The sequence below is a fragment of the Streptomyces sp. NPDC002888 genome (assembly GCF_042888465.1).
GTDB lineage: Bacteria > Actinomycetota > Actinomycetes > Streptomycetales > Streptomycetaceae > Streptomyces.
Window position 1 is genome coordinate 156,577 of sequence record NZ_JBIAPU010000009.1, and the last position, 24,070, is coordinate 180,646.

General features: G+C 70.1%; 20 protein-coding genes. 6 read left to right on the plus strand and 14 right to left on the minus strand.

Annotation, left to right across the window (positions count from 1 at the left end):
• Positions 1-117: 117 nt before the first annotated feature.
• Positions 118-1,491 (plus strand): glycoside hydrolase, encoded by a 1,374-nt coding sequence (locus ACFYWX_RS17040; RefSeq protein WP_389424821.1) that lies wholly within the window; start codon positions 118-120, stop codon positions 1,489-1,491.
• 99 nt (positions 1,492-1,590) lie between these two features.
• Here the strand turns inward: ACFYWX_RS17040 and ACFYWX_RS17045 are convergent, their stop codons facing one another.
• On the minus strand, positions 1,591-2,844 hold the full coding sequence (locus tag ACFYWX_RS17045; RefSeq protein WP_389424822.1) for an RNA-guided endonuclease InsQ/TnpB family protein: 1,254 nt from the start codon (positions 2,842-2,844) through the stop codon (positions 1,591-1,593).
• A 362-nt stretch (positions 2,845-3,206) separates the two neighbouring features.
• Between ACFYWX_RS17045 and pulA the strand changes: the two genes are divergently transcribed.
• Together pulA and ACFYWX_RS17055 are read left to right on the plus strand one after the other, a co-directional pair.
• The gene (gene pulA, locus ACFYWX_RS17050; RefSeq protein ID WP_389424823.1) at positions 3,207-8,615 is read left to right on the plus strand and encodes a pullulanase-type alpha-1,6-glucosidase; all 5,409 of its coding nucleotides are present in this window, start codon (positions 3,207-3,209) and stop codon (positions 8,613-8,615) included.
• A 32-nt stretch (positions 8,616-8,647) separates the two neighbouring features.
• Positions 8,648-9,004 carry a 5-carboxymethyl-2-hydroxymuconate Delta-isomerase gene (locus ACFYWX_RS17055; RefSeq protein ID WP_389424824.1) on the plus strand — a complete coding sequence of 119 codons (357 nt, stop codon included), beginning with the start codon at positions 8,648-8,650 and terminating at the stop codon, positions 9,002-9,004.
• Here ACFYWX_RS17055 and ACFYWX_RS17060 read toward each other — a convergent pair.
• The 3 genes from ACFYWX_RS17060 to ACFYWX_RS17070 all read right to left on the minus strand — a co-directional run bounded on the left by ACFYWX_RS17060 (position 9,001) and on the right by ACFYWX_RS17070 (position 12,238).
• Entirely contained in the window at positions 9,001-9,690 is a 690-nt protein-coding gene (locus ACFYWX_RS17060; protein ID WP_389424825.1) for a TetR/AcrR family transcriptional regulator, read from the minus strand. The two genes, ACFYWX_RS17055 and ACFYWX_RS17060, sit on opposite strands and share 4 nt — an antisense overlap.
• An 84-nt stretch (positions 9,691-9,774) precedes the next feature.
• The gene (locus ACFYWX_RS17065; protein WP_389424826.1) at positions 9,775-11,688 is read right to left on the minus strand and encodes a hypothetical protein; all 1,914 of its coding nucleotides are present in this window, start codon (positions 11,686-11,688) and stop codon (positions 9,775-9,777) included.
• A gap of 49 nt (positions 11,689-11,737) precedes the next feature.
• Positions 11,738-12,238, minus strand: a complete 501-nt coding sequence (locus ACFYWX_RS17070; RefSeq protein WP_389424827.1) for a tetratricopeptide repeat protein — start codon at positions 12,236-12,238, stop codon at positions 11,738-11,740.
• 98 nt (positions 12,239-12,336) lie between these two features.
• Between ACFYWX_RS17070 and ACFYWX_RS17075 the strand changes: the two genes are divergently transcribed.
• Complete coding sequence (locus ACFYWX_RS17075) at positions 12,337-12,789, plus strand: hypothetical protein (protein WP_389424828.1); 453 nt, start codon at positions 12,337-12,339, stop codon at positions 12,787-12,789.
• An 86-nt stretch (positions 12,790-12,875) separates the two neighbouring features.
• On the opposite strand, the gene ACFYWX_RS17080 is transcribed toward ACFYWX_RS17075, so the two are convergent.
• The 7 genes from ACFYWX_RS17080 to ACFYWX_RS17110 form a co-directional block, all read right to left on the minus strand.
• A complete protein-coding gene (locus ACFYWX_RS17080; protein WP_389424829.1) occupies positions 12,876-14,519 on the minus strand; it encodes a DUF1996 domain-containing protein in 1,644 nt (547 codons plus the stop codon).
• A gap of 197 nt (positions 14,520-14,716) precedes the next feature.
• Positions 14,717-15,370, minus strand: coding sequence for a LuxR C-terminal-related transcriptional regulator (locus ACFYWX_RS17085; RefSeq protein WP_389424830.1), 654 nt, complete (start codon positions 15,368-15,370; stop codon positions 14,717-14,719).
• Positions 15,355-16,644: a sensor histidine kinase gene (locus ACFYWX_RS17090; protein ID WP_389424831.1), complete on the minus strand. Its 1,290-nt coding sequence runs from the start codon at positions 16,642-16,644 to the stop codon at positions 15,355-15,357. Before ACFYWX_RS17090 ends, ACFYWX_RS17085 begins: the two co-directional genes overlap by 16 nt.
• Before the next feature lie 53 nt (positions 16,645-16,697).
• Positions 16,698-17,741, minus strand: coding sequence for an SDR family oxidoreductase (locus ACFYWX_RS17095; protein ID WP_389424832.1), 1,044 nt, complete (start codon positions 17,739-17,741; stop codon positions 16,698-16,700).
• A gap of 80 nt (positions 17,742-17,821) precedes the next feature.
• Complete coding sequence (locus tag ACFYWX_RS17100) at positions 17,822-18,400, minus strand: winged helix-turn-helix domain-containing protein (protein WP_389424833.1); 579 nt, start codon at positions 18,398-18,400, stop codon at positions 17,822-17,824.
• Positions 18,401-18,785: 385 nt separating this feature from the next.
• A complete protein-coding gene (gene glnII / locus ACFYWX_RS17105) occupies positions 18,786-19,814 on the minus strand; it encodes a glutamine synthetase (RefSeq protein WP_389424834.1) in 1,029 nt (342 codons plus the stop codon).
• Between the two features lie 197 nt (positions 19,815-20,011).
• Positions 20,012-20,461 (minus strand): MarR family winged helix-turn-helix transcriptional regulator, encoded by a 450-nt coding sequence (locus ACFYWX_RS17110; RefSeq protein ID WP_389424835.1) that lies wholly within the window; start codon positions 20,459-20,461, stop codon positions 20,012-20,014.
• Positions 20,462-20,535: 74 nt separating this feature from the next.
• On the opposite strand from ACFYWX_RS17110, the gene ACFYWX_RS17115 reads away from it, so the two are divergent.
• Positions 20,536-21,417 carry an alpha/beta fold hydrolase gene (locus ACFYWX_RS17115; RefSeq protein ID WP_389424836.1) on the plus strand — a complete coding sequence of 294 codons (882 nt, stop codon included), beginning with the start codon at positions 20,536-20,538 and terminating at the stop codon, positions 21,415-21,417.
• A gap of 15 nt (positions 21,418-21,432) precedes the next feature.
• On the opposite strand, the gene ACFYWX_RS17120 is transcribed toward ACFYWX_RS17115, so the two are convergent.
• The 3 genes from ACFYWX_RS17120 to ACFYWX_RS17130 form a co-directional block, all read right to left on the minus strand.
• Positions 21,433-22,152: a hypothetical protein gene (locus tag ACFYWX_RS17120; protein ID WP_389424837.1), complete on the minus strand. Its 720-nt coding sequence runs from the start codon at positions 22,150-22,152 to the stop codon at positions 21,433-21,435.
• Positions 22,153-22,266: 114 nt separating this feature from the next.
• A complete protein-coding gene (locus tag ACFYWX_RS17125; protein WP_389424838.1) occupies positions 22,267-23,088 on the minus strand; it encodes a hypothetical protein in 822 nt (273 codons plus the stop codon).
• A gap of 57 nt (positions 23,089-23,145) precedes the next feature.
• Complete coding sequence (locus ACFYWX_RS17130) at positions 23,146-23,505, minus strand: arsenate reductase family protein (RefSeq protein WP_389424839.1); 360 nt, start codon at positions 23,503-23,505, stop codon at positions 23,146-23,148.
• Between the two features lie 217 nt (positions 23,506-23,722).
• Between ACFYWX_RS17130 and ACFYWX_RS17135 the strand changes: the two genes are divergently transcribed.
• Positions 23,723-24,037, plus strand: a complete 315-nt coding sequence (locus ACFYWX_RS17135) for a hypothetical protein (RefSeq protein WP_389424840.1) — start codon at positions 23,723-23,725, stop codon at positions 24,035-24,037.
• Positions 24,038-24,070: the final 33 nt, after the last annotated feature.

Consider the following 24,070-nt stretch of genomic DNA (forward strand, 5'->3'; position numbering starts at 1 on the left):
AACGCGCGGTACGCGGGGGGTTGACGGTTGTGGAGCCCGCCCCTACGGTTCCGCACTGACATGGGAGCGCTCCCACGATTGGGCGGGATCATGATGCGCAGACTCAGAACGTGGCTGGTGACGTCCTTGGCGGTCCTCCTGACGGCCGTCGGAGCCACCGCGGCCACCCTCCCCGAGGCCAGAGCGGCCACCACGGCGACCATCAACGGCTCCACCACCTACCAGCCCGTCGACGGCTTCGGTTTCTCCGAGCACTTCGGGCGGGCCGACATCATGCGCGGCTCCCAGGGGCTGCCCGCGCAGAAGCAACGCGAGATCCTCGACCTGCTGCTCAACCGCACGACCGGCGCCGGTCTGAGCATCCTGCGCCTCGGCATCGACTCGGGCATCCAGCCGACCGACCCGGGCGGTCCGAACGCCACCCCGAAGTACGTCTGGGACCGCCAGGACAAGGGCCAGCTGTGGCTCGCCCAGCAGGCCAAGGCGTACGGGGTGAACCGCTTCTACGCCGACGCGTGGACGGCGCCCGGCTATATGAAGACCAACGGCACGGACGCGGGCGGCGGGACGCTGTGCGGGCTTTCGGGGGCCACGTGCGCGAGCGGCGACTGGCGCCGGGCGTACGCCGACTTCCTGGTCCAGTACGCGAAGTTCTACGGCCAGGAGGGTATCCGGGTCACCGACCTCGGGTTCACCAACGAGCCCGACTGGACCGCCACATACGACTCGATGCGGCTCACCCCCGCCCAGGCCGCCGAGTTCACCAAGGTCCTCGGCCCGGTCGCGAACGCCGCCGGATACAAGGTGGCCTGCTGCGACTCCTTCGGCTGGACCCAGCAGAAGAGCTACAGCAGCGCGATAGAGGCCGACGCGACGGCGCGGGGCTACGTCGCCACCCACACCGGACACACGTACGCGAGCGCGGTCGACGGGCCCCTGCCGACCCAGAAGCGCACCTGGATGTCGGAGTGGTCGCCCAACGGCACCACTTGGAACGAGAACTGGGACGACGGCAGTGGCTACGACGGATTCACCGTGGCCTCCGCCCTCCACGACGCGCTCACCAAGGGCAACACCAGTGGTTACGTGTACTGGTACGGCGCCTCGACCGGCGCGACCCGCGGACTCATCCAGATGGACGGCGCCGACTACCACGTCTCCAAGCGCCTGTGGGCGATGGCCAACTACAGCCGCTTCATCCGCCCCGGCGCCACCCGCATCGGCGCCACGACCCCCGACGCCGACCTCAAGCTGTCGGCGTTCCGCAACACCGACGGCACGGTGACGGTCGTGGCGCTCAACGCGGCCACCAGCGCGCAGCAGGTGTCGTACAGCCTGCAAAACACCGGGATCACCACCGGCACGGCGACCCCGTACCTGACCAACGGCTCGAACAGCATGGCCCGGCAGTCAGCCGTCGCCGTCAGCGGGGGCTCGCTGACCGCCACGGTTTCGGCCCGGTCGCTCGTCACCTACACCATCAAGCGATAGGAGTCGCGATGCGCGTGACAAGACGTCTGGGGGTCTTACTCGGGGGGAGGCTCGCCTTGCTGTTCGACGTCAGCGCCGACGCGTACAGCATGGTGTACGTCAACTACTCGTGGCCAAAGCCGCCGGGATTGCAGAACGGGCATCACTGGCGGTGATGCTGCGTTTGCGTCCAGCCCCGCCCCACTGACGCGGTGGTGGGGCAGGGGCCGTTGACTCGGCCCCGCGTCGCCACAACTCCCACGCTCTCGCGCGAATGTTGCGGGAGCCGTTCCGGTCCGCGTGATCAACGAGTCCGCAGGACCGGCACGCGAACCAGGCCTGCGAGACCCGGTTCGCCTTGTCTACGTGGCCGCACTCGGCGCAGGTGCGCGATGTGTACGCCGGATCGACGTACACCACCGGTACCCCCGCCCGGCGGGCCTTGTACGCGATGAACGCCCCCAGCTGGGCAAACGACCAGCTGGCGTGGGTGGCCCGTTGGGGCTTGCGAAGCCGTACCCGCTCGCGGATGCCCGTCAGTTCTTCCAGGGCGATTCCGCGACCGGTGCGTTCTGCCTCGGCCACCACGTGTTTCGCGATTTTGTGGTTGATGTCTCGAGCCCGCCGCGCCTCCTTGCGGCGCCGCTTTTTCAGGCGGCGTTTGGAGGACGGAGTGTTCTTGCGTTGCAACTTGGCACGGAGGGTGCGTTCGCGGACCCGCACGCGGTTGAGTTCGCGGCCGTCCATGATTTCGCCGTCCGAGGTGGTGGCGATGTTCACGATGCCTAGGTCGATGCCGAGGAAATCCACCGCATCGGTGTTCAGCTCGGCTTCGGGCACCTCGCAGGTGGCGCTGAGGAACCACATGCCGTCCCGGCACACCAGGTCGGACTCGCCCCTGCGATACAGGGCCAGCATGGCCAGTTGCTCGGTCGACGCAGTGAACGCCACGTCTTTCACGCGCCCGCACACAGTCCAGATCGAGATCCGCCGTTCGGTGATTTGGCAGGACAGCATCCGGTCGTCGTAGGGCTGTGCGCTCTCCGGCCGAAACGTGACCGGCTTCTCGGTGGCCTTCCGATATCGCTTGGAGCCTGGCCTCCCCAGATTTCCGGCCTTCAGGTTGGCCTTGAGCGTGGTGTACGCATCGCACGTCTTCTTGATCACGTGCTGGGCGGCTTGCGCGCCCAGCCCCCACCGGGCCTTGACCTCACCGTAGGCGTGCTCGCGCAGAGCGAAGTTGTGCTTCACATCTCTTTCGAAGGCAACGCTGCTAGCCCAGGTGGCCGCCTCGTTGCAGGCGAGCACCGTCGCCTCAAGTGCCGCCGCCTGGACGGGCGTCGGCAGCAGCTTCACTTGCACCACGACCTTCACACACGCGACGCTAGCGGGCCCCTCTGGGTCCGCGCATTCGAACAGGGAAAAGTCTCCGGATCTTCTGATCCGATGTTCCGCACCACGGCGAGATGATCCGGGCGGGCGTCGACCAGACCTTCACCATCAACCGTGCCGGCTGCAGTACCTGTACCCAGTACCTGTACCCAGGGCCTGAACCCCTCGGCAACCGGCCCCTACAACACCCTGCCCTGGTGGCTCGGCCTGCTGACGCAGACCAACTCCACCTGCTGAAAGTTCTTTCCGTTTGTTTCAGGACTCTTGCTGTAAGCGTTTCGACGGCGATACGTTGCGCCCGGGGTCGGACCCAACAGAGCCGTCATCGCAAGGAGTCCACGTCAGTGATACCCAGATGGCCGGTGCCCTCAAGGCGCCGTACCGCACATGCCGGACGGGTCGCTGCGGTCACCGTGACCGCGCTGGCCGCAGCACTCGTCCAGCCCGTCGCCGCCCGGGCCGACACCCCGCCCGCCCCGCCGTCCGACGCGAGGCTCGCCGCTGAGCCCGCCCGGCACGACGACACACGCGAGCAGTTCTACTTCGTCCTACCGGATCGTTTCGCCAACGGGGACACCGCCAACGACAAGGGCGGCCTGACCGGTTCCCGTCCTAGCACCGGCTACGACCCCACCGACAAGGGCTTCTACCAGGGTGGTGACCTCAAGGGCCTGACCAAGCGGCTCGACTACATCAAGGGCCTCGGCACCACCTCCATCTGGATGGCCCCGATCTTCAAGAACCGGCCCGTGCAGGGGACGGGAAGCAACGCCTCAGCCGGCTACCACGGTTACTGGATCACCGACTTCACCCAGGTCGACCCGCACTTCGGCACCAACAAGGACCTGGAGACCCTCATCTCCAAGGCGCACGCCAAGGGCATGAAGGTCTTCTTCGACGTCATCACCAATCACACGGCGGACGTCGTCGACTACGAGGAGAAGTCCTACGAGTACCTCTCCAAGGGCGCCTTCCCCTACCTGACGAAGGACGGCGAGCCCTTCGACGACGCCGACTACGCGGGCAGTTCTGATGTCCCGGCCGTCGACGCCGACTCCTTCCCACGCACACCCGTCGCGTCCTCGGCTGTCAGGAAGGTCCCCTCCTGGCTCAACGACCCGACGATGTACCACAACCGGGGTGACTCGACCTACGCGGGCGAGTCGACCACGTACGGCGACTTCTCCGGGCTCGACGACCTGTGGACCGAGCGTCCCGAGGTCGTGAAGGGCATGGAGCGGATCTACCAGCGCTGGGTCAGGGACTTCGACATCGACGGTTTCCGCATCGACACCGTGAAGCACGTCGACATGGAGTTCTGGACCCAGTGGGCGACGGCTCTGGACGCCTACGCGGCCAGGCACGGGCGCGACGACTTCTTCATGTTCGGCGAGGTCTACTCCGCCGACACGAACATCACGTCCCCGTACGTCACCCAGGGCCGCCTCGACGCCACGCTCGACTTCCCCTTCCAGGAGGCAGCCCGGCAGTACGCCTCGCAGGGCGGCAGCGCGCGGAAGCTGGCGTCCGTCTTCGGGGACGACTACAAGTACACGACCGACAAGGCCAACGCGTACGAGCAGGTCACCTTCCTCGGCAACCACGACATGGGGCGTATCGGGTACTTCCTGAACCACGACAACCCGAAGGCCACCGACGCCGAACTCCTCACCAAGGACAGGCTCGCCAACGAACTGATGTTCCTCAGCCGCGGCAACCCGGTCGTCTACTACGGCGACGAGCAGGGCTTCACCGGCGCAGGCGGGGACAAGGACGCCCGCCAGACCATGTTCGCCTCGCGCACCGCCGACTACCTCGACGACGACGAGATCGGCACCGACCGCACCCACGCGAGCGACGCCTACGACACAGACGCACCGCTGTACCGGCAGATCGCCACCCTCGCCAAGCTCCGCAAGGCCAACCCGGCCCTCACCGACGGCGTGCAGACCGAGCGCTTCGCTGCGGACGGGGCCGGCGTCTACGCCTTCTCACGCACCGGCACCGACAAGGCTGAGTACGTCGTCGCCCTCAACAACGCCGGCGAGGCGAAGTCGGCGACGTTCGCGACCGGCTCGGCGAACATGGCGTTCCGGGGCATCTACGGCAGCAAGGACACCCTGAAGTCCGACGCCGACAAGAAGATCACCGTCACGGTTCCGGCCGGCTCGGCGATCGTTCTCAAGGCGGCCGGCGAGCTCGCCCAGCCGTCCGCCAAGCCGACGATCACCCTCAAGGTCCCGGATGCCGGCGCCACCGGCACCGTCGAGCTGAGCGCCGATGTCGACGGCGGGCAGCTCAACCGGGTCGTCTTCGCCGCCCAGGTCGGTAACGGCAAGTGGCGGACGCTCGGCTCCGCCGACCACGCCCCCTACAAGGTCACCCAGACCCTCACCAAGGACGTACCGGCCGGCATGGCCCTGCGCTACAAGGCGGTCGTGATCGACTCGGCCGGGCGGACGTCGAGCGCCACGGCGGACAGCCTCACCGGTACTGCGCCCGCCCCCGAAACGCCCACCGCCTCCTCCCGCGACTACGCGGTCGTCCACTACAAGCGCACCGACGGCGACTACGCCGACTGGGGCCTATACGCCTGGGGCGACCTCGCCGACGGGGAGTCCACGAACTGGCCCGACAGCCACCCCTTCGCCGGCCGGGACGCCTACGGCGCCTTCGCCTACGTCAAGCTGAAGCCGGGTGCCTCGAACGTCGGCTTCCTCGTCATCGACAAGCAGGGCGACAAGGACGTCTCCGCCGACCGCACGATCGACGTCACCAGGACGGGTGAGGTCTGGATCGAGCAGGGCAAGGAGGACGTACGGACCGAACGGCCCGACTACCCGGCGCAGGACAAGGCCAAGGCCGTCCTGCACTACCACCGCGCCGACGGGAACTACGACGGCTGGGGGCTGCACGTCTGGACGGGTGCCGCCGGCCCCACCGAGTGGTCGAACCCGCTGAAGCCGGTGAAGACTGATGCCTATGGCGCTGTCTTCGAGGTGCCGCTCACCGAGGGTGCCACCAGTCTCAGCTACATCATCCACAAGGGCGACGAGAAGGACCTGCCCTCCGACCAGTCGCTGGACCTCACGGCGAACGGCCACGAGGTGTGGCTGTTGAACGGCCAGGAGAAGTACCTGCTGCCGCAGCCCGCGGGCAGCGCGGCCGCCCTCGACCTGTCCACCTCCAAGGCGGTCTGGATCGACCGGAACACCATCGCCTGGAACGGCTCCGACGCGGCCGCCTCCAGCCAGCTGCTGTACTCCCGCGACGGCTCGATCGAGGTGAAGAGCGGCGCGCTGACCAGTGACGACGAGCGCTGGCTGCGGCTGTCCAGGACCACCCTCACCGACGCGCAGAAGGCGAAGTTCCCGCACCTGAAGGACTACACCGCCTGGTCCGTCGACCCGCGCGACCGCGACCGGGTGCGCGAGGCGCTGCGCGGGCAGCTCGTCGCCTCCCAGCGGGCCGTGAACGGCGCGGTGCTCGCGGCGACCGGCGTACAGATCGCCGGCGTGCTCGACGACCTGTACCCCGGGGCGACGAAGGCGCGGCTCGGGCCGACGTTCCGCGACGGGCGGCCGACGCTGGCCGTCTGGGCGCCGACGGCACAATCGGTGAAGCTGGAGCTCGACAGCTCAACCGTCGCCATGAAGCGGAACGACACCACCGGCGTCTGGTCCGTCACCGGCCCCGCGTCCTGGAAGAACAAGCCCTACCGGTACGTCGTCCAGGTGTGGGCGCCCAGTGTCCGCAAGGTCGTCACCAACAAGGTCACCGACCCCTACTCCCTCGCCCTCACCGCGAACTCCGGGCGCAGCCTCGTCGTCGACCTCGACGACAGGTCCCTCGCGCCGAGCGGCTGGTCGGGGCTCGCCAAGCCGAAGGCCGTGCCGCTGAAGGACGCCCAGATCCAGGAGCTGCACATCCGGGACTTCTCCGTGGCGGACCGGACGGCGAAGCACCCCGGCACCTACCTCGCGTTCGCCGACCAGGACAGCGACGGCTCCAAGCACCTGCGGGAGCTGGCGAAGGCGGGCACGTCCTACGTTCACCTGCTGCCCGCGTTCGACATCGCGACGATCCCCGAGAAGAAGTCCGACCAGGCGAGAACGGACTGCGATCTCGCCTCCTACCCGGCCGACTCCGACCGGCAGCAGGAGTGCGTCGGGAAGATCGCCGCGAAGGACGCCTTCAACTGGGGCTACGACCCGTACCACTACACGGTCCCCGAGGGCTCGTACGCCACCGACCCCGACGGCACGGAACGCACCGTCGAGTTCCGGAAGATGGTCAAGGCGCTGAACGAGGACGGCCTGAGGGTCGTCATGGACGTCGTCTACAACCACACCGCGGCGAGCGGCCAGGCGGACACCAGCGTCCTCGACCGGATCGTGCCCGGCTACTACCAGCGGCTCCTCGCCGACGGCTCGGTGGCGAACAGCACCTGCTGCGCCAACACGGCCACCGAGAACGCCATGATGGGCAAGCTGGTCGTCGACTCGATCGTCACCTGGGCCAAGGAGTACAAGGTCGACGGCTTCCGCTTCGACCTCATGGGCCACCACCCGAAGGCGAACATCCTCGCGGTCAGGAAGGCCCTCGACGCGCTCACGCCCGCGAAGGACGGCGTCGACGGCAAGAAGATCATCCTCTACGGCGAGGGCTGGAACTTCGGCGAGGTCGCCGACGACGCCCGGTTCGTCCAGGCCACGCAGAAGAACATGGCCGGCACCGGCATCGCCACCTTCTCCGACCGCGCCCGGGACGCGGTGCGCGGCGGCGGCCCCTTCGACGAGGACCCCGGCGTCCAGGGCTTCGGGTCCGGGCTGTACAACGACCCCAACTCATCGACACACAACGGCACTTCCGCCGAGCAGAAGGCCCGCCTGCTGCACTACCAGGACCTGATCAAGGTCGGTCTCTCCGGGAACCTCGCCCGCTACCGCTTCACCGACACCGGCGGCAAGGAGGTCACCGGCGCCGAGGTCGACTACAACGGCGCCCCCGCCGGCTACGCGGACGCCCCCGGCGACGCCCTCGCCTACGCCGACGCGCACGACAACGAGTCGCTGTTCGACGCGCTGGCCTACAAGCTGCCCGCGTCGGTGAGCGCGTCCGACCGGGCCCGGATGCAGGTCCTCGCCATGGCCACGGCGACCCTCTCGCAGGGCCCGTCCCTCTCCCAGGCGGGCACCGACCTGCTGCGCTCCAAGTCCCTCGACCGCAACTCCTACGACAGCGGCGACTGGTTCAACGCGATCCACTGGGACTGCCGGGACGGCAACGGCTTCGGGCGCGGGCTGCCGATGGCGGCCGACAACGCCTCCAAGTGGCCGTACGCGGTGCCGCTGCTCGGCTCGGTCGCGGTCGGCTGCGAGCAGATCGAGGGGGCCTCGGCGGCCTACCGGGACCTGCTGAGGATCCGTACGAGCGAGAAGGACTTCTCCCTCGGCACGGCCGAGCAGGTCCAGTCCCGGCTCTCCTTCCCGCTCTCGGGGAAGGACGAGACACCCGGCGTGATCACCATGTTCCTCGGTGACCTGGTCGTCGTCTTCAACGCGACCCCGACGGCACAGGAGCAGCGCGTCGCCTCGCTCGCCGGTACGGGCTACCGGCTGCACCCGGTGCAGGCGGCGGGCGCGGACTCCGTGGTCAAGGCCGCCGGGTACGAGGCTGCCTCCGGCACGTTCGCCGTCCCGGGGCGCACGGTCGCCGTCTTCTCTCGGACGGCCCGATCGGAGACCGATTAGGGTGAGCGTGTTGCCATAGAACAGGAGTGCCCATGCCGCAGATCACCGTCGACTACTCGGCTCGGCTGGCGGAGGACTTCGACCGCCCGGGCTTCGCTCAGGCGCTGCACGCCGCGACGGTCGAGATAGCGGCCGCCAAGCCGCCGGCCTGCAAGACGCAGTTCCGCCCGACCGAGGACACCGTGGTCGGCCCCGACACCGCGGGGCACGCCGTCGTGCACGTCCACATCGGTCTGCTGGCCGGCCGCACGGAGGAGACCAAGGCCCGGCTCACCGAGACCGCCCTGGAACTGCTGCGGCAGCACCTGAAGCCGGCCGAGGGCCTGGCGCTGCACGCCTCCGCCGAGGTACGCGACCTCGACCCCTCGTACCGGAAGTTCGAGGTCTAGGACGCGAGGGCGAGCAGTCGGCCGACGAGTTCGCTGAACGGACCGTCGGCCGGCTCGTCCTTGAGCATGCCGCGCAGGATCGTGCTCATCTCCTGGTCGTAGGCGGCGCTGACCGCGGCGAGCGCGGCGAAGTCGTGCACGAGTTGCGCCTCCAGCTCGGCGCGCGGGATGCGTCGGCCGTCCAGCCAGATCAGCGCGGTCGACTCGGCGAGCGAGATCCACGACCGGACGATCAGTTCCAGTCGCGCGGGCGGCTCGGTGACGTCCAGGTGCGAAAGGATCTGGTCATACGCGGCCTGGCGCACGGAGTCGACGAGCGCGTTGGTGGTGGAGGAGCCAACCGCCGGGCCGCCGCGCATCAGTGCCGAGAAACCGGGCCCGTGTTCGTCGACGAAGTCGAAGTAGCGGCGCATCACCCGCAGCAGTCGCGCGCCGAGCGGCCCCACCTGCGGTTCGGCGAACCGGCCCGCCAGATCCTCCGACGCGCGCTTCAACGCGGCCTCGTACAGGCTGAGTTTGCCGGGGAAGTAGTGGTAGACGAGCGGGCGCGAGATGCCCGCAGCGGACGCTATCTCGTCGATGGAGACCTCGTCGGGCGAACGCCGGCTGAAGAGTTCGAGGGCGACGCCGATCAACTGCTGCCGTCGCTCCTCGACACCCATGCGACGACGAACTCCGGTAGTCATGCGAACACTCTACCGATCGGATCCGGCCGCGAACGGACCGGATCGGCCACGGTTGTTCACATGGCCGGCGCCCGCTGATCACTTCTACCCCAGCCCGTTGATCGACCGCCCGTCCGTCAACGTGCTCTTCAGTTCGGCCTGGGCCCCCTGTTGCGCCTTCACCGCCAGCAACCGTCCCCGCGAGGTCGCGGTGATACCGCCCGTCGCCGCGATGGACGCCGTGTTCTTGCTGCCCGCGGCGAGCAGGTACCAGTGACCCCCCGCCGACTTCCACAACACCCCGGCCAGCACGTGCGGATCACGCGGTCCGCACGCCGGCACGTCCGCGGCCTTCGCCACCACCGCCCCGACCGGCAAGCGCGGCGTCCCGAACTGCGCCAGCACCCGGGGACCGCCGCCCCGCCACGTCTCCGCACGCGTGCACACCCACGCGCCGGAACCGCTCCCGTCGGGCAGCGGCTGGCTCGCGTACTTCCACGCGTTCACCGACCGCACGCCCTGGCCGCGCGCGTCCGCCAGCGAGCAGGCGAACGGGGCCCAGACACGCAGCGCCTCCGCCCCTCTCACCTCGCGCGACTTCCCCGGCCGCCCAGCCGAGAGGTGGGCGGGCACCAGCTCGCCCAGGTCGGTCAGCAGCCGCGTGCCGGAGGCGTCCGTCACCTGGAGAGCGTTCCACGACGTGCACGTCCCCGTCCGGGCCGCGGGGCCGGCCAGCGGTGAGGTGATCCCGTCGGTCACCGTCAGGGCCATCGCACCGGCGCCCGGCTTCAGCAGGTCCCGCTCGGCCGCCTTCGTCACCCACGGCGCCGTGAGGTAGCGGACGTTGCCGTCGGCCCGCTCCAGGACCACCGCGCTCGCCTCGGCCCCGCGCGCGCCGTCGGCCCGGGCGAAGTCGAGGGCGGCGCCGGCCGTGCCGTCCTTCGGCTCGGCGTACCGGGCGATGCGCAGACCGTCGTACAGGATCACCACGCGCGCGTTGTCGACGTTGCCCGCGTACAGCAGCTGGGGCGGTCCGGCGGGGCCACCGGACTGGGTGCCGGGGGTCGCCGAGACGCGGACGGTCTCGCCGGGCCGCGCCCAGACCGCGAGCGCGCGGCGCAGCAGCGCCGAGTCGCCGGTGAGGTCGCCGCGCGCGGGCCACACGGAGAAATCGGCGCGGGTGGCGGTGCGCCAGGCGGTGGGCGCGGCCCGGGTCACCCGGCCGGGATCCAGGGCGGCCTCGGCCGCGGAGTTCTTCGCGTACGGCGGGGCGGCGGCGCCGTCGGGGCCCCAGCCGTCGCCGGGCAGCGCGACCAGCGCGCCGCACACGGCGAGGGCCGCGGCCGCGGCGAGCGCGGCCTTCGTGTACTGCCTGCGCCGCATCAGGTCGGTGGGCCGGGCCTGGAGCGAGCAGGGGTCGAACTCGGGGGAGTCGAGCAGCGCGTACTGCGCGCCGACCTCGTCGGCCTCCCGCAGCGCGTCCGCGGGGTCGTCGACGCCGGCCGCGGTCAGCACCTTGCGGATGTCCGCGTCGGGCAGCTTCTCGAGGCCGCGCAGCACGTACGTGGCCCGGGCCGGGCCGGTGAGCGCGGACAGCCGCTGGTCCAGGGCGAGTTCGTCGGCGCCGCCCGAGCGGGGGAAGAGGCGCAGGCCCCACACCTGGGGCAGCAGCGGCGGCAGCTGGGAGCGCCTGGGCCAGACCCTGCCCTTCATCGGCAGGCCCGCCTCCAGTGCCGTGCGCAGCACCTGGAGGCGGACGTACGCGTAGCCGGCGTCGGCGCCGACGCCCCCCGACGACTGGGCCGGGATCACGGGTGCGGACGTCCGGCCCCGGGGCAGCGCGCGCTGGGCGAGGGCGTGGGCGGCCAGGACGCGCCTGCCCCGGCCGAGGCTCGGCGGCAGCACCAGGTAGGCGATCCGGACGAGCCGTGGGTAGTGCTCGACGAGCGCGGCCTCGGCCTGTTCGAGCGAGGCGGAGAGCGTGGAGGAGGGGTGCTGGGCGACATCCTGTGACTGCACGTTCAGCAGAACGAGCGAATCGGTGGATGGTCACCGCCACCCGGGCGACTCACTCTTCCGGTGCAACCAGGGCCCGCGCGTAGTTCGCCATCGATCGCTGGTAGCGCGGCAGATGGGCCGCCAGGGCGCCCAGGACCAGGGACAGGCCCTCGCGGTCGCGGCCGAGGCTCGACAGGCACAGCGCGAGGGTTGCACGTACCGCGTCGTCCAACTCGTCGGAGGGTGCGTCCAGTTCGGGCGTCAGCAGCTTGACGCCCTCCTCGGCCTGCCCGATGTTCCTGAGCGAGCTCGACAGCTGGATCTTGGCGCGCCTGCCCTTGTAGCCGTTCAGGCCGCGCGCCAGCGCCTCCCGGTAGAGCGGGGCCGCCTTGTCCGAGTGGCCGGTCGAGTCCCAGGCGCACGCCTGTTCGAATGGGCCGAGGGGGCTGTCGTCGGGCAGTTCGGAGACGAGCTTGTCGATCACGGCCCGGAACTTGGCCGCGTCCTCCTCGGCGTAGTCGTCGAAGGTCGCCCAGGCGGCGGTCACACGATCTTCCCAGTCTTGGTCCACCGGGTCACTTTCGCACGGGTGTGCCCGTCGTGACCGGTATTTTGAGCGGTCCGCACCCGGGAGCCGTATCCAGGACGAGGCTCTCGCAGGGAGGACAGATGAAGGTGACCCGACCGATGCTCGCGCTGAGCGGCGCCGCGCTGATGCTGGCGCTGGCGGGCTGCGGCTCCGGCTCCGGCTCCGACAAGGAAACGAAGGCCGTCCCGTCGGCGGCCACCGGCAGCCTGGAGCACCTGGCCGCCGAGGTGAAGTGCACGCCGAACATGCAGACCGACGCCGACGAGATCCGTCAGGCCATCTGCAAGGTCCCCGACGGCAAGTTCATCCTGGCGACCTTTGCCACCGACCGCGGCCAACGCGAGTGGATCAACGGGGCCAAGGACTACGGCGGCCACTACCTGGTCGGCCGCAAGTGGGTGGCCGTGGGCGAGACCAGCACGGTGGTGGCGCTGCGCAAGACGCTCGGCGGCGACATCGAGGAGGGCGCCGACCACACCGCGCACGAGGGGTCGCACGAGCCCTCCGAGGGCGCGACCCACTCCGGTCACTGACCGGGCCTGGCACACGAGAAAGCCGGCGGTGAGGAATCCTCACCGCCGGCTTTCTCGGTTGATCAGTGGATCAGTCGATCACTGGATCACTTGCACTGCTTGCCGGTGTTGATGCAGTTGACCATCTGGTTCATCGTGTTCTGCGAGAAGAAGTTGATGAAGTCGTTGTGGTCGGTGATCGGCTTGTGCAGGTTCTCCGGGAAGGTGTCCACCGCGTACGGGGCCACCACCTGGCCGTTCTGCAGCTTCGGCGCCGGGATGTTGTAGGTCAGACGGACCTGGAGCTGGGGGATCGCCTTGAAACCGTTGGCGCAGGTGCCGTCCGCCTGGGCGAACGCCACGTGCGTACGGTGGTTGGCGCTGTCGATGTTCTTGCCGTCCCAGCAGCTCTGGAAGTTGGTCGTCCGGACGACCTGGCTGCCCTGCGGGCAGATCGGGTACTTGTCCTTCAGCTGCACCTTGTTCTCGAAGCCGGTGCAGCTCCAGTTCACGTTGGCGTTGGCGTTGCCGTTGACGAAGGCCTTCGCGTCACCGGTGATGATGCGCAGGGCCGTCGGCATCGCGACGACGTTGCCCTTCTTGTTGCCGACGAACTTCAGCTGCGCCTGGGCGGGCTGAAGGATCTTGCCGACGTTGCCTTCCTTGCCGCCACCGTCGTTGTTCTGGTCGAAGTCCTGCGAACCGTCCTGGAGACGCAGCACCGGCCAGAAGTACGACGACTTGTCGCCCTGGTTCTGGCAGCTGGTGCCGGCACCCGCCAGCTCCTGGTCGCTCGCGAAGGCGTCGTTGTTCTGGTTGCCGACGTAGTCGTGCAGGTGGTGCGCGCCGTTGGTGACACCGGGGGCGACAATCACGTTGTCCGTGTTGTGGTTGTCGTTGCCGTTGGTGCCACAGTTCGAGGTGAAGGTGCCCCTCGAACCGCTGTTGCCGTTCGCGGGGAGGCCGTTCTGGCCCACACCCAGCTGGGCGTTGCCCTGGACCTTGGTGATGTCCACGAAGTCCGCCGCGACCGGGCCGTTGCCGCCCTGGCCGCCGTTGCCCTGCTGGCCGCCCTGCTGCTGGCCACCGTTCTGCTGGCCGCCCTGCTGCTGGCCGCCGTTGTTCTGGCCGCCCTGCTGCTGACCGCCGTTCTGCTGCTGGCCGCCGTTGTTCTGGCCGCCCTGCTGCTGACCGCCGCCCTGCTGCTGGCCACCGTTCTGCTGCTGGCCGCCGTTCTGCTGACCGCCGTTCTGCCCACCGGCGTTGGTCTGCGCGTTGGCGGCCTGCGCGGTGCAGGCGGAGAGCTGGCTCAGCTGGCTGTTGAAGCTGCCACCGACGCGCTGGATGTTGATCCGGATACGGTCGATCGTCGCGGCCCGCTTCTCCTTCAGGGGACCGACGATCGCGTTCTGGACGAAGCTGGCGTCGCCCGCCTGGGCCTGGCGCGTGGAGGCGAGCCGGGCGTAGGCCTCGGTGATCTGCTTGTCGAGGAGCGCCAGCTCCTTCGCCACGCCGTTACGTGCCCCGTTCGGCACGTTCGTGAGCTTCTGACCCACGTCCGGGCAGGCGATGGTCGCGACCTGTGCGGCGGCGGCGGCCTTGGTCTGGTTCTGAGCCGAGTTGTTGGACTCGTGCGCCGAAGCGTAGAAGTTCGCCCAGATCAGCCCGCCCCCACCGAGCGCTAGGGCCGCCGATGCTGCCACGGCCTTCGTGGCCATCGACGAACGGCGTTTACGTGTGTTGCGTCCCATGGAACTCCTCTGACTTCCTTGCGGGGCAGCATCGAGGCGCCCGACAGGAGTGAAGCGGCGCTCTCTCTTACGCACGCCGTCCCAGAGGTGTTCAGCCGTCTCAGAAATTGATGAGGAACCTGTGAGTCAAGAGGTGAGACAATTCACCCCCAACTACCTCGTCGATGCTGGTAGTTGGGGGTGTGAAGATTTCCGGCTCAACGGTCCCGGTTCAGGTGGGCGAGCACGGCCAGGACGCGCCGATTGTCGTCGTCCGAGACCTCAAGTCCCAGTTTGGTGAAAATGTTGGCGGTGTGCTTGGCGATGGCCCGTTCCGTCACGACGAGCCGGCCCGCGATCGCCGCGTTGGTCCGGCCCTGCGCCATCAGCTCCAGCACCTCCAGCTCCCGGGGCGTCAACCGGTCGAGCGGCCGGCCGTCGCCCGACCGCCGCGCCAGCAGCTGCTGGATCACCTGCGGATCCATCGCCGTACCGCCCGCCGCCACCCGCCGTACGGCGTCCACGAACTGCTCCGCGTCGAACACCCGGTCCTTCAGCAGGTACCCCACCCCGCCACTGCCGTCGGCGAGCAGCTCACGCGCGTACAACTGCTCCACGTGCTGCGAGAGGACGAGCACCGGAAGGCCCGGTCTGTCCCGGCGGGCCCGCAGCGCGCACTGCAGGCCCTCGTCCGTGTGCGTGGGCGGCAGGCGTACGTCCACCACCGCCACGTCGGGGCGGAGTTCGGCCAGCGCCCGGTCCAGCTCGGGGCCGCTCTCGACGGCGGCGGCGATCTCGAAGTCATGGGCCTGAAGGAGCCGGACCAGACCGTCGCGCAGCAGGAACAGGTCTTCGGCTAGGACAACGCGCAAGGGATCTCCATGGTCACCATGGTGGGACCGCCGGCGGGGGAGCTGACGGCCAGGACGCCGTCGAATGTACCGAGCCGCCGCTCGATCCCGGCCAGGCCCGAATCGGCCCCGACCACCGCACCGCCCTTGCCGTTGTCGGTGACGGACATCCGCAGATGGCCGTCGGCGTGGTGCAGGTCGATCCAGATCCGGTCGGCGCCGGAGTGCTTGACGGCGTTGGTGAGCACCTCGCTCACCGCGAAGTACGCGGCCGACTCCACCGGCGCGTCCGCGCGGCCGCCGTCGAGGTCCACGGTCACCTCCGTCGCGAGGGGCAGCCGCAGCGCCAACGCCCGTACGGCGTCGCCGAGGCCGCGCTCGGCGAGCACCGGCGGATGGATGCCGCGCACCAGGTCGCGCAGTTCGGCGAGGGCGTCGACGGAGGACTGGCGGGCCTGCGAAAGGAGCTGCCTGGCCTGCTGCGGGTCCTTGTCCAGGAGCGTCTCGATGGTCCCGAGGTCCATGCCCATGGCGACGAGCCGCGCCTGCGCCCCGTCGTGCAGGTCCCGCTCGATGCGGCGCAGTTCGGCGGCGGAGGTGTCGACCGCGTCGCGGCGGGTCTCGGTGAGCACCCGCACCCGCTCGGCCAGTTCGGCCTGACTGGGGGAGAGCAGGGCCTTGGTGAGGGTGAAGTGGACCTGGAACGCGCTCACGGCGTACCGGTGCGCGACGATGAGGAGGACGGCGGCCAGGGCGGCGGCGCCGAACGCGGAAATCTGGTCGCTGACCGGCACGAAGCCGTACCAGTACGGTCCGTACTCGCCGTAGGCCCCACCCGTCATGACCCGCCACAGGCCCATCGCCAGCGCGAATCCCTCCAGCGGGTAGAGGACCAGGACGGCGGGCAGCAGCGCGGTCAGGAACCCGGCCGTCATGTCCACCAGCAGCCACTGAAGATCCCGCCAGGTCGCCGGATCCCGCAGCAGCGCGTAGGTGCGCGTCCACGGGTTGGCCGTCTCGGGCATCGGCCGGTACGCCGACGGGATGCGCACCCCGCCCCACCGCTCGGCGAGCACCCGCCGCCGGTCGGCGAAGGCACGCACCCCCTTCACCACGTACGGAGTGGTGAGGACCCCGACCCCGATCGGTATCAGCGCCATGGACACGAGGGAGAGGCAGAAGCCCAGGACGGCCAGGGGCAGCGACACGACGGCCAGCAGGAGCCCCCGCCCGGCGGCGAGCACCATCCCCCGTGCCCTCGAACCGACCTCGCCGCTCTTCGAGTTGGTGTTCATGCCGTCAGTCTGGCCGAGCCGCCGACCGGCGGTCACTGGCCCGAAGCCCCCGGTCAGGAGGTGGTGCCAGGTACACCCCCGGGATCCGGTGCAGCCGTGGCCGCCGCGAGCACCCTCGCCTCCACCTCCGGGTCGAGGCCCTTGCGCGTCCGGTCCGGCCGCTGCGGCGCCGTGCCGCCGATCTCCTTCAGCCACGCCCACGTGTCGGCCACGGTGTCGGCGACGGGACGGCAGTGCAGCCCCGTCGCCACGGCCCGGGAGACGTCCGCGGCGTGCAGCGCGTCGTGCATGTCGCTGCCCGGCGGCACCCACACCGGCAGCTGCGTCCACGGCTCGATGCCCGCGCCGAGGACGACGTCGGGGTCGGTCCAACGCAGCTCGGCCGCACCGCCGGTGACGTGCGCGCAGGCGTCGAGCAAGGTGCCCATGGTGGCGTGTCCCTGCGGGCTCATCAGGTTGTACGGTCCGCTCAACTCCCGCTCCACCGCCCCGAGGATCCACTCGGCGAGGTCGCGGACGTCGACGTACTGCAGGGGCAGGTCGCGCGGCCCGGGTGCCAGGACCGGCCCGCCCCGGGCGATCCGGGTCAGCCACCAGGGCAGCCGGCCGACGTTCTCGTACGGGCCGAGGATCAGCCCGGCCCGTACGAGCAGGGAGCGGTCCGCGCCGAAGGCCGCCGCGGCGGCCAGCTCGCCGCCCCGTTTGTCACGGGCGTAGTCGGTGGGGCCCGCGTCGGGCTCGGCGCCCTCGACCAGGGGCGCGTCCTCGGCGTACCCGGCGGGCGGGGCCCAGGTGTACACCGAGCAGCTCGACACGTACACGTACCGCTGTGCGCGGTCCCGCAGCAGCCGCGCGGTGCGGTCCACGGCCACCGGCTCCGCCGACCAGGTGTCGACGACGGCGTCCCACTCGCCCTCGTCCTCGGTGAGGGCGGTGAGCCCGTCGGGCGAGGTGCGGTCGCCGGTCAGCGGACGGGCGCCAGGGACGGGACCGTGCCGGCCCCGGTTGAACACCGTCACGTCCCAGCCGCGCCCCAGCGCCGCCTCCACCACGGCCCGTCCCACGAACTCCGTACCACCCAGCACAAGAAGTCTCATGCGGGTGACTCTGCCCGGTGGAGCGGCGGGACGGAACGGCGATCTGCCGAGGGCAGACGGCCAGCGGTTCGCGGTCTGCCTCAGCGTCCGATCGGCGGGGTGTACTTGTACCCGACCCGGCGCACCGTCTGGATCGCCTGGCGGTGTTCGGCGCCCAGCTTGCGGCGCAGCCGGGCGATGTGGACGTCGACGGTACGGCCGTCGCCCACGTGGCCGTAGCCCCACACCGTGCCGACCAGCTGGTCCCGGGTGTGCACCCGGCCCGGGTGCGCGACGAGGTGCGCGAGCAGCTCGAACTCCAGGTAGGTGAGGTCGAGTTGCCGCCCGTTCACCTCGGCGGTGCGCTGCACGGCGTCGACGCGCACGAGCGGGTCGCCGCCCGCGGTGTCGACCGGCCGGGGCTGGTCGGGCACCGCGACCGGCAGGAACGGCGGCTGCTGGTCGGCCGGGACCAGCACCAGGTAGCCGATCATCGGCGGCCGGCCCGGCAGCGTGGGCAGGGTGTGCTGCGGTGCCGGCAGCCAGGTGGTACCGGGTGGCAGGAAGTCCGCGACGTCCACCACCTCGTCCCGGTCCACGGCACGCAGTCGGTGCCGTGCGGAGCCGTTCTGGGCGGGGTCGGTGAGCGTGGCGGTGGAGAGAGAACGAGTGGTCGCCATGAGAGGTCAGCTCTTTCGCGCGAGAGGTTCGTCGGGAGTTCGACGGCCACGAGTTCGTGGTCGGGCTCGTCGAGGGGTCCTGCGTCGTTCCGCGCTGGCCGAAGGCCGGGGTGTACGGCTTTAGAGGGCCGGCGCGCTCATCGCGCGACAACACACCCGGTCGAAGTCGTGGTGCTGACGGGAAGGCCAGAATGGCTCGAGGTCGTGGCGACCCGTCGCGAAGTACTTCTGAAAGCTGGCCATGACCCCATTGAAGCAGAACAACACCCTTGAGAGGACCCTCCTCTCACTGCTTGGGACGCATCCCCGCACGGAGGTGGCTCGGGCGTACGCGGAAGGGGCGCCCGCCAAGGCGGCGGGCGCCCCTTCCGGGAAGAACCGTGGATCAGACCTGGCCGGCCTTCTCCAGAGCGGAGCAGCAGGTGTCCACGATCAGGCGGGTCACCAGGTACGGGTCGACGTTCGCGTTCGGACGGCGGTCCTCGATGTAGCCCTTGCCGTCCTTCTCGACCTGCCACGGGATACGGACCGAGGCACCACGGTCGGAGACACCGTAGGAGTACTCGTTCCACGGGGCGGTCTCGTGCAGACCGGTCAGGCGGTCGTCGATTCCGGCGCCGTAGTTCTTGACGTGGTCGAGCGGCTTGGAGCCCTCACCGAGCGACTCGGCGGCGGTGATGATCGCGTCGTAGGTCTCGCGCATCGCCTTGGTGGAGAAGTTGGTGTGCGCGCCGGCGCCGTTCCAGTCGCCCTTCACCGGCTTGGGGTCCAGCGTCGCGGCGACACCGAAGTCCTCGGCGGTGCGGTAGAGCAGCCAGCGGGCCACCCACAGGTGGTCGGAGACCTCCAGCGGGGAGACCGGGCCGACCTGGAACTCCCACTGGCCGGGCATGACCTCGGCGTTGATGCCGGAGATGGCGAGGCCCGCCTTCAGGCAGTTGTCCAGGTGCGCCTCGACGATGTCACGGCCGAAGATCTCGTCGGCGCCGACACCGCAGTAGTAGCCGCCCTGCGGGGCCGGGAAGCCGCCCTTGGGGAAGCCCAGCGGGTAGCCGTCCTTGAAGAACGTGTACTCCTGCTCGATGCCGAAGATCGGCTCCTGCGCGGCGAACCTCTCGGCGACCTCGGTGAGCGCGGCACGGGTGTTGGACTCGTGCGGCGTCATGTCGATGTTGAGGACCTCGCACAGGACGAGGATGTCGTCGCCGCCGCGGATCGGGTCCGGGCAGGAGAAGACCGGCTTGAGGACACGGTCCGAGGAGTGGCCCTCGGCCTGGTTCGTGGACGACCCGTCGAAGCCCCAGATCCCCAGCTCGGCACCCTTGGCGTCGTCGCCCAGTATCTTCGTCTTGGAGCGGAGCTTGGCCGTCGGCTCGGTGCCGTCGATCCAGATGTACTCAGCCTTGAAGCTCACGGGCCACATCCTTCGGGGGTGGGTCTAGGCGCACTTGCGGGTGCTGCGGCGCTGCGGCACTGGGGCGCCGCGCTTGATGCCCGCGAGCCTGTCAACAGGCGATTTCCCGATCATTGCCCGAGTGTGAACCCCGTGTTACCTGGTGATGCTGTGGCGCGGCTCACGGCGTGAGAGCGAGTCGCCCGCGCGTCCCCGGGTCAGTCCTCCCCGGCCGCCGCCTCCCGCACACCGCTCAGCAAGCCCCGGATCGCGGCGACCTCCCGCTCGTCGTATCCCCGCACCAGCTCCACCACCCGGCCGATCAGCGGCCCGAAGAAGGCATGGCCGAGCTCGACCGCCCGCTCGTCCACCTCGATCAGGACCTTGCGGCGGTCGCCCTCGGCGCGCACCCGCCGTACGTGCCCGGCCCGCTCCAGACGGTCGACCAGCGCCGTCGTGCCCGCCGAGTTCAGCCCGAGCGCCGCGCCGAGCCGCCCGGCCGTCATCTCCTCGTCCGCCCGCCTGGCGTCCATGAGGGCGATCAGGGCGCGTACGTCCGTCGGGTGCATGCCGTTGCGGTGCGCGAACCGCGCACTGTGCAGGCCGAGTTCGACCGTCACCGCGCGCAGCAGATGGACGATCTCCATCTCGGGTCCCTGGGACGGCATGGCGCTCCTTCGGTTATCGTCACGTTCGGCGAGTATCTCGCCCAACGAGATATTAGGGGATGTGAGGGGGCACGATGGGTGCGACGGATGCGGTGAGCACGCGCGGTGCGTACGACCTCGAAGGCTTCCGGGCCGCGTACGACAAGGTCATGGCCAAGTGGCCCGCCGAGCGGGAGGCCGTCCGCGTCCCGACGCCCTTCGGCACGACGTACGTCACCATGTGCGGCCCGCCCGACGCGCCCCCGCTCCTGCTCCTGCCGGGCGGCGGGGGAGCGACCTCCGCCTCCTGGTACGCCCAGGCGGCCGACCTCGCCCAGCAGCACCGGGTGTACGCAGTCGACCTGCTCGGCGCCCCGGGCCTGAGCGTCCCGGCCGCCGACCGTCACCCCCGCACGGTCGCCGACCTGGCCGCCTGGCTGAACGCGCTTCTCGACGGCCTGGGCGTCGAGGCCACCGACCTCGGCGGACACTCCTACGGCGCCTGGATCGCCCTGCACCACGCCCTGCGCGACCCCACTCGGGTACGCCGCCTGTTCCTCCTCGACCCGACCCAGTGCTTCGCCGGATACAAGGCGACGTACCTGCTGCACGCCCTGCCGATGCTGCTGCGGCCCGCGCCCCGCCGCGTCCGCGCCTTCCTGGAGTGGGAGACCGGGAGAAGGGACCTGGACGCCGACTGGCTCCGCCTGCAGGAGGCGGCCGCCGGATTCCCGTCCCCGAAGCCGGTGACCGGCCCGCGCCCGGCGCCGGACGCGCTGCGCCGCCTGGACATGCCGGTCCTGCTGCTCCTGGCCGGGAGCAGCAGGACCCATGACACGTACGAGGTGGCGACCAGGGCGGCCGACCTGCTGCCGTGCGCGGAGGTGGACGTCCTTCCCGACGTCTCCCATCACGCCCTGCCGCAGGCCGCGCCCCCCGAACTCGGCCGCCGCCTCAGCGAGTTTCTCGCCGGCTGAGGCTCCGGTCGATTCTCACCCCACCTTCTCGATCACGGCCCGGCGGATCAGGAACTTGCCGGGCTCACGGACCTGTTCGAAGGCCGCGTTGTTCAGCAGGACACAGCTGCCGGAGACCGAAGTGACCTCCACCGTCGTGGACTTGTTGTTGTCCAGGTTGGTGACCTTCAGCTTCGTACCCGTCGGGAACTGGTTGCTGGACGCGGCCGGGGCACCGCCCTCGCCGGAGAGCGTGACGGTGGAGCCGTTGCAGACCTGCTGGCCGGAGGCCGCGCCGCCACCCCCGGCCGCGGGGGCGGAGGCGGAGGCGGAATCGGCAGGGGCGGAGGCCGGGGGGCTACCGGCCTGTTGTTCTCCGCCTTGCTGACCGCCTTGCTGACCGCCTTGCTGACCGTCCTGCGCCGGCTGCGTCGCCTGGGAGTCCTGAGCCGACTCCCCAACGACGCACCCCGACGCCTCCTGCTGGACCTTGATCTGCGCGATGACGGCCTCGCGGTTGGCGATCCTGGCCTCGGACTGGGCGTCCGGGTTGGCCCGTTGACCGTCGATGAACTTCTGGTTGTTGCCGAGGGCGGTGGCGAGCCCCTGACAGACGGACGACTCGGCGCCGGTCTGCGGGGGCTGCGCGGCGTTCGAGGTGGCCGCCATGGCGAAGGCGCCGCCTCCCGCCACCGCCGCGGCGGTGACGAACAGCGCGACCTTCTTCTTCGTACTGAGAGTTCTCCTACGCGACATGCGCGCCTCCTGAGAGGTAGGGGAGCGTACGCCGCTATGTACGAGATACCGAACGAAGTTACTCAGCGGTTTACAGGAGTCAGTGAAGTAACCTGCGTCACACGGCAGTTGCTCTCAGGTCTTCCCCTCCTCGTACGCCGCCACCGTGTCGTTGACGTACCGCAGCAGGCCCTCCGTCTGCCGCGTGAGCTCGGCCTCGCCGGTCTCCGAGCCGTCGCCCCACTGGCCGCCCGCGAACACCACGGACCGCACCGTCATCACCCGGCGGAAGACCCCGGCTGAGCCGGGCGGCACGGTCGGCAGCCCGGCCGCCGGCGGTGGATCGAGCGAGACCACCTGGTATGTCACCGGGTTCATGGAGGCCATCATGAACACGCGTGAGGCGTCCTCGACGCGCCGGAAGCTCAGCACGGAGACCGTCACCTGTGAGCGCCGGTCGTGGTCCGTGAACAGGGCCGCCGTCAACCGGGAGCACTCCTCGCCCTGTTCGATCAGCTGGGCGAGCTCCTGGGACATGCCCCGGGCGCAGTCGGTGGTGGTGGCCAGGTCGACCCGGGTGTACCGGGAGCCGTCCTTCAGTCGCACGCTCGTCCGCGGGAACGCCTGCTCCGGGCGGATGACCGGGCGGGCCAGCAGGGAGGGGAGGGCGGTCGGGGTCCTGGGCACGTCGACATCGACGGAGGGGGCGGGGGTGGCCGCGCCCGACCTGGGTGCGGTGCTCGCGGCCGGGGCCGCCGCACTGTCGTCGTTGTCGTCCCCGCCCGTGCAGAGCGCGGCGCCGGCGGCGATGGCGGCGGCGAGGACCACCCCCGTCCCGGCGGTCACGGCGCGCCGGGTCCGTCTGCTTCTGTGGGCGCGTATGCGTTCCTGCTCGGCCGCCCACTGGGCGTAGGGGTCGGGCGGTCCGTACGGCATTCCTTGATCACCGAAGGTCATGGCGGCGGAGGGTAACACCGGGGCCGCCCGAACTCCCGTCGACGGTCAAACCCCTGCTCAACGGGACAGAGCGTCCCGCACTGCCTCGTCGGTACGGGCCACCACGGCGGTGCCGTCCTGCGCGGTGATGATGGGGCGCTGGATGAGCTTCGGGTGCTCGGCGAGCGCCTTGATCCAACGGTCGCGGGAACCCACGTCCCGGGCCCACTCCTTGAGCCCGAGCTCCTTGGCCGCGGCCTCCTGTGTGCGGGTGATGTCCCAGGGTTCGAGGTTCAGGCGGTCGAGTACGTCCCTGATCTCGTCCTCGCTCGGTACGTCCTCCAGGTAACGGCGGACGGTGTAGTCGGCGCCCTCGGCGTCGAGCAGGGAGAGCGCGCTGCGGCACTTCGAGCAGGCCGGGTTGATCCAGATTTCCATGAGGGCCACGGTACGCGTGTGGCTCTGTTCGAATTACTGCCGTCTTATGAGGGTCGCGCGAGCCTGGCGTGGTGAGGCGTCAAATCCCTTTCTCACCTGCGTCTTTGGCTGCTTTCTGGACTCCCTGGATGTCAGTGGCGGGCAGTAGAATGGGGGAAGTGTTCGAGGGCGTCGCCGGGGTTTCCGGCGGGGTCCTGACCGCGACAGGAGGATGCCCGTGCCCGCTGCCGCCCTGAAGCAGAAGCCGTTGCCGACCCAGTCCACCGCGAAGCGTTCCGTCCAGCTCGACCTGCCGTACGCGCCCATGGCGAAGCGGCCGCTGCCGCCGGGGCGTCCCCGCGAGTGGTACATCACCCACAACCGCCGCCTCAAGGCCATGCGTCTGGCCATCGCCCTCCTCGACCTGGGGGTCTACGTCCCGAACCAGGCCCGCAACGAGAAGATCCGGAGCACGGCCGAGCTGATCGGCATCCACCCGCCGTCGGACACCACGTGCCACATGGTGCGCGCGCTGCTGCGCTACAGCCGCTGAGACCGACTAGCCTCGAGCGCCGCCCGTTCCCGT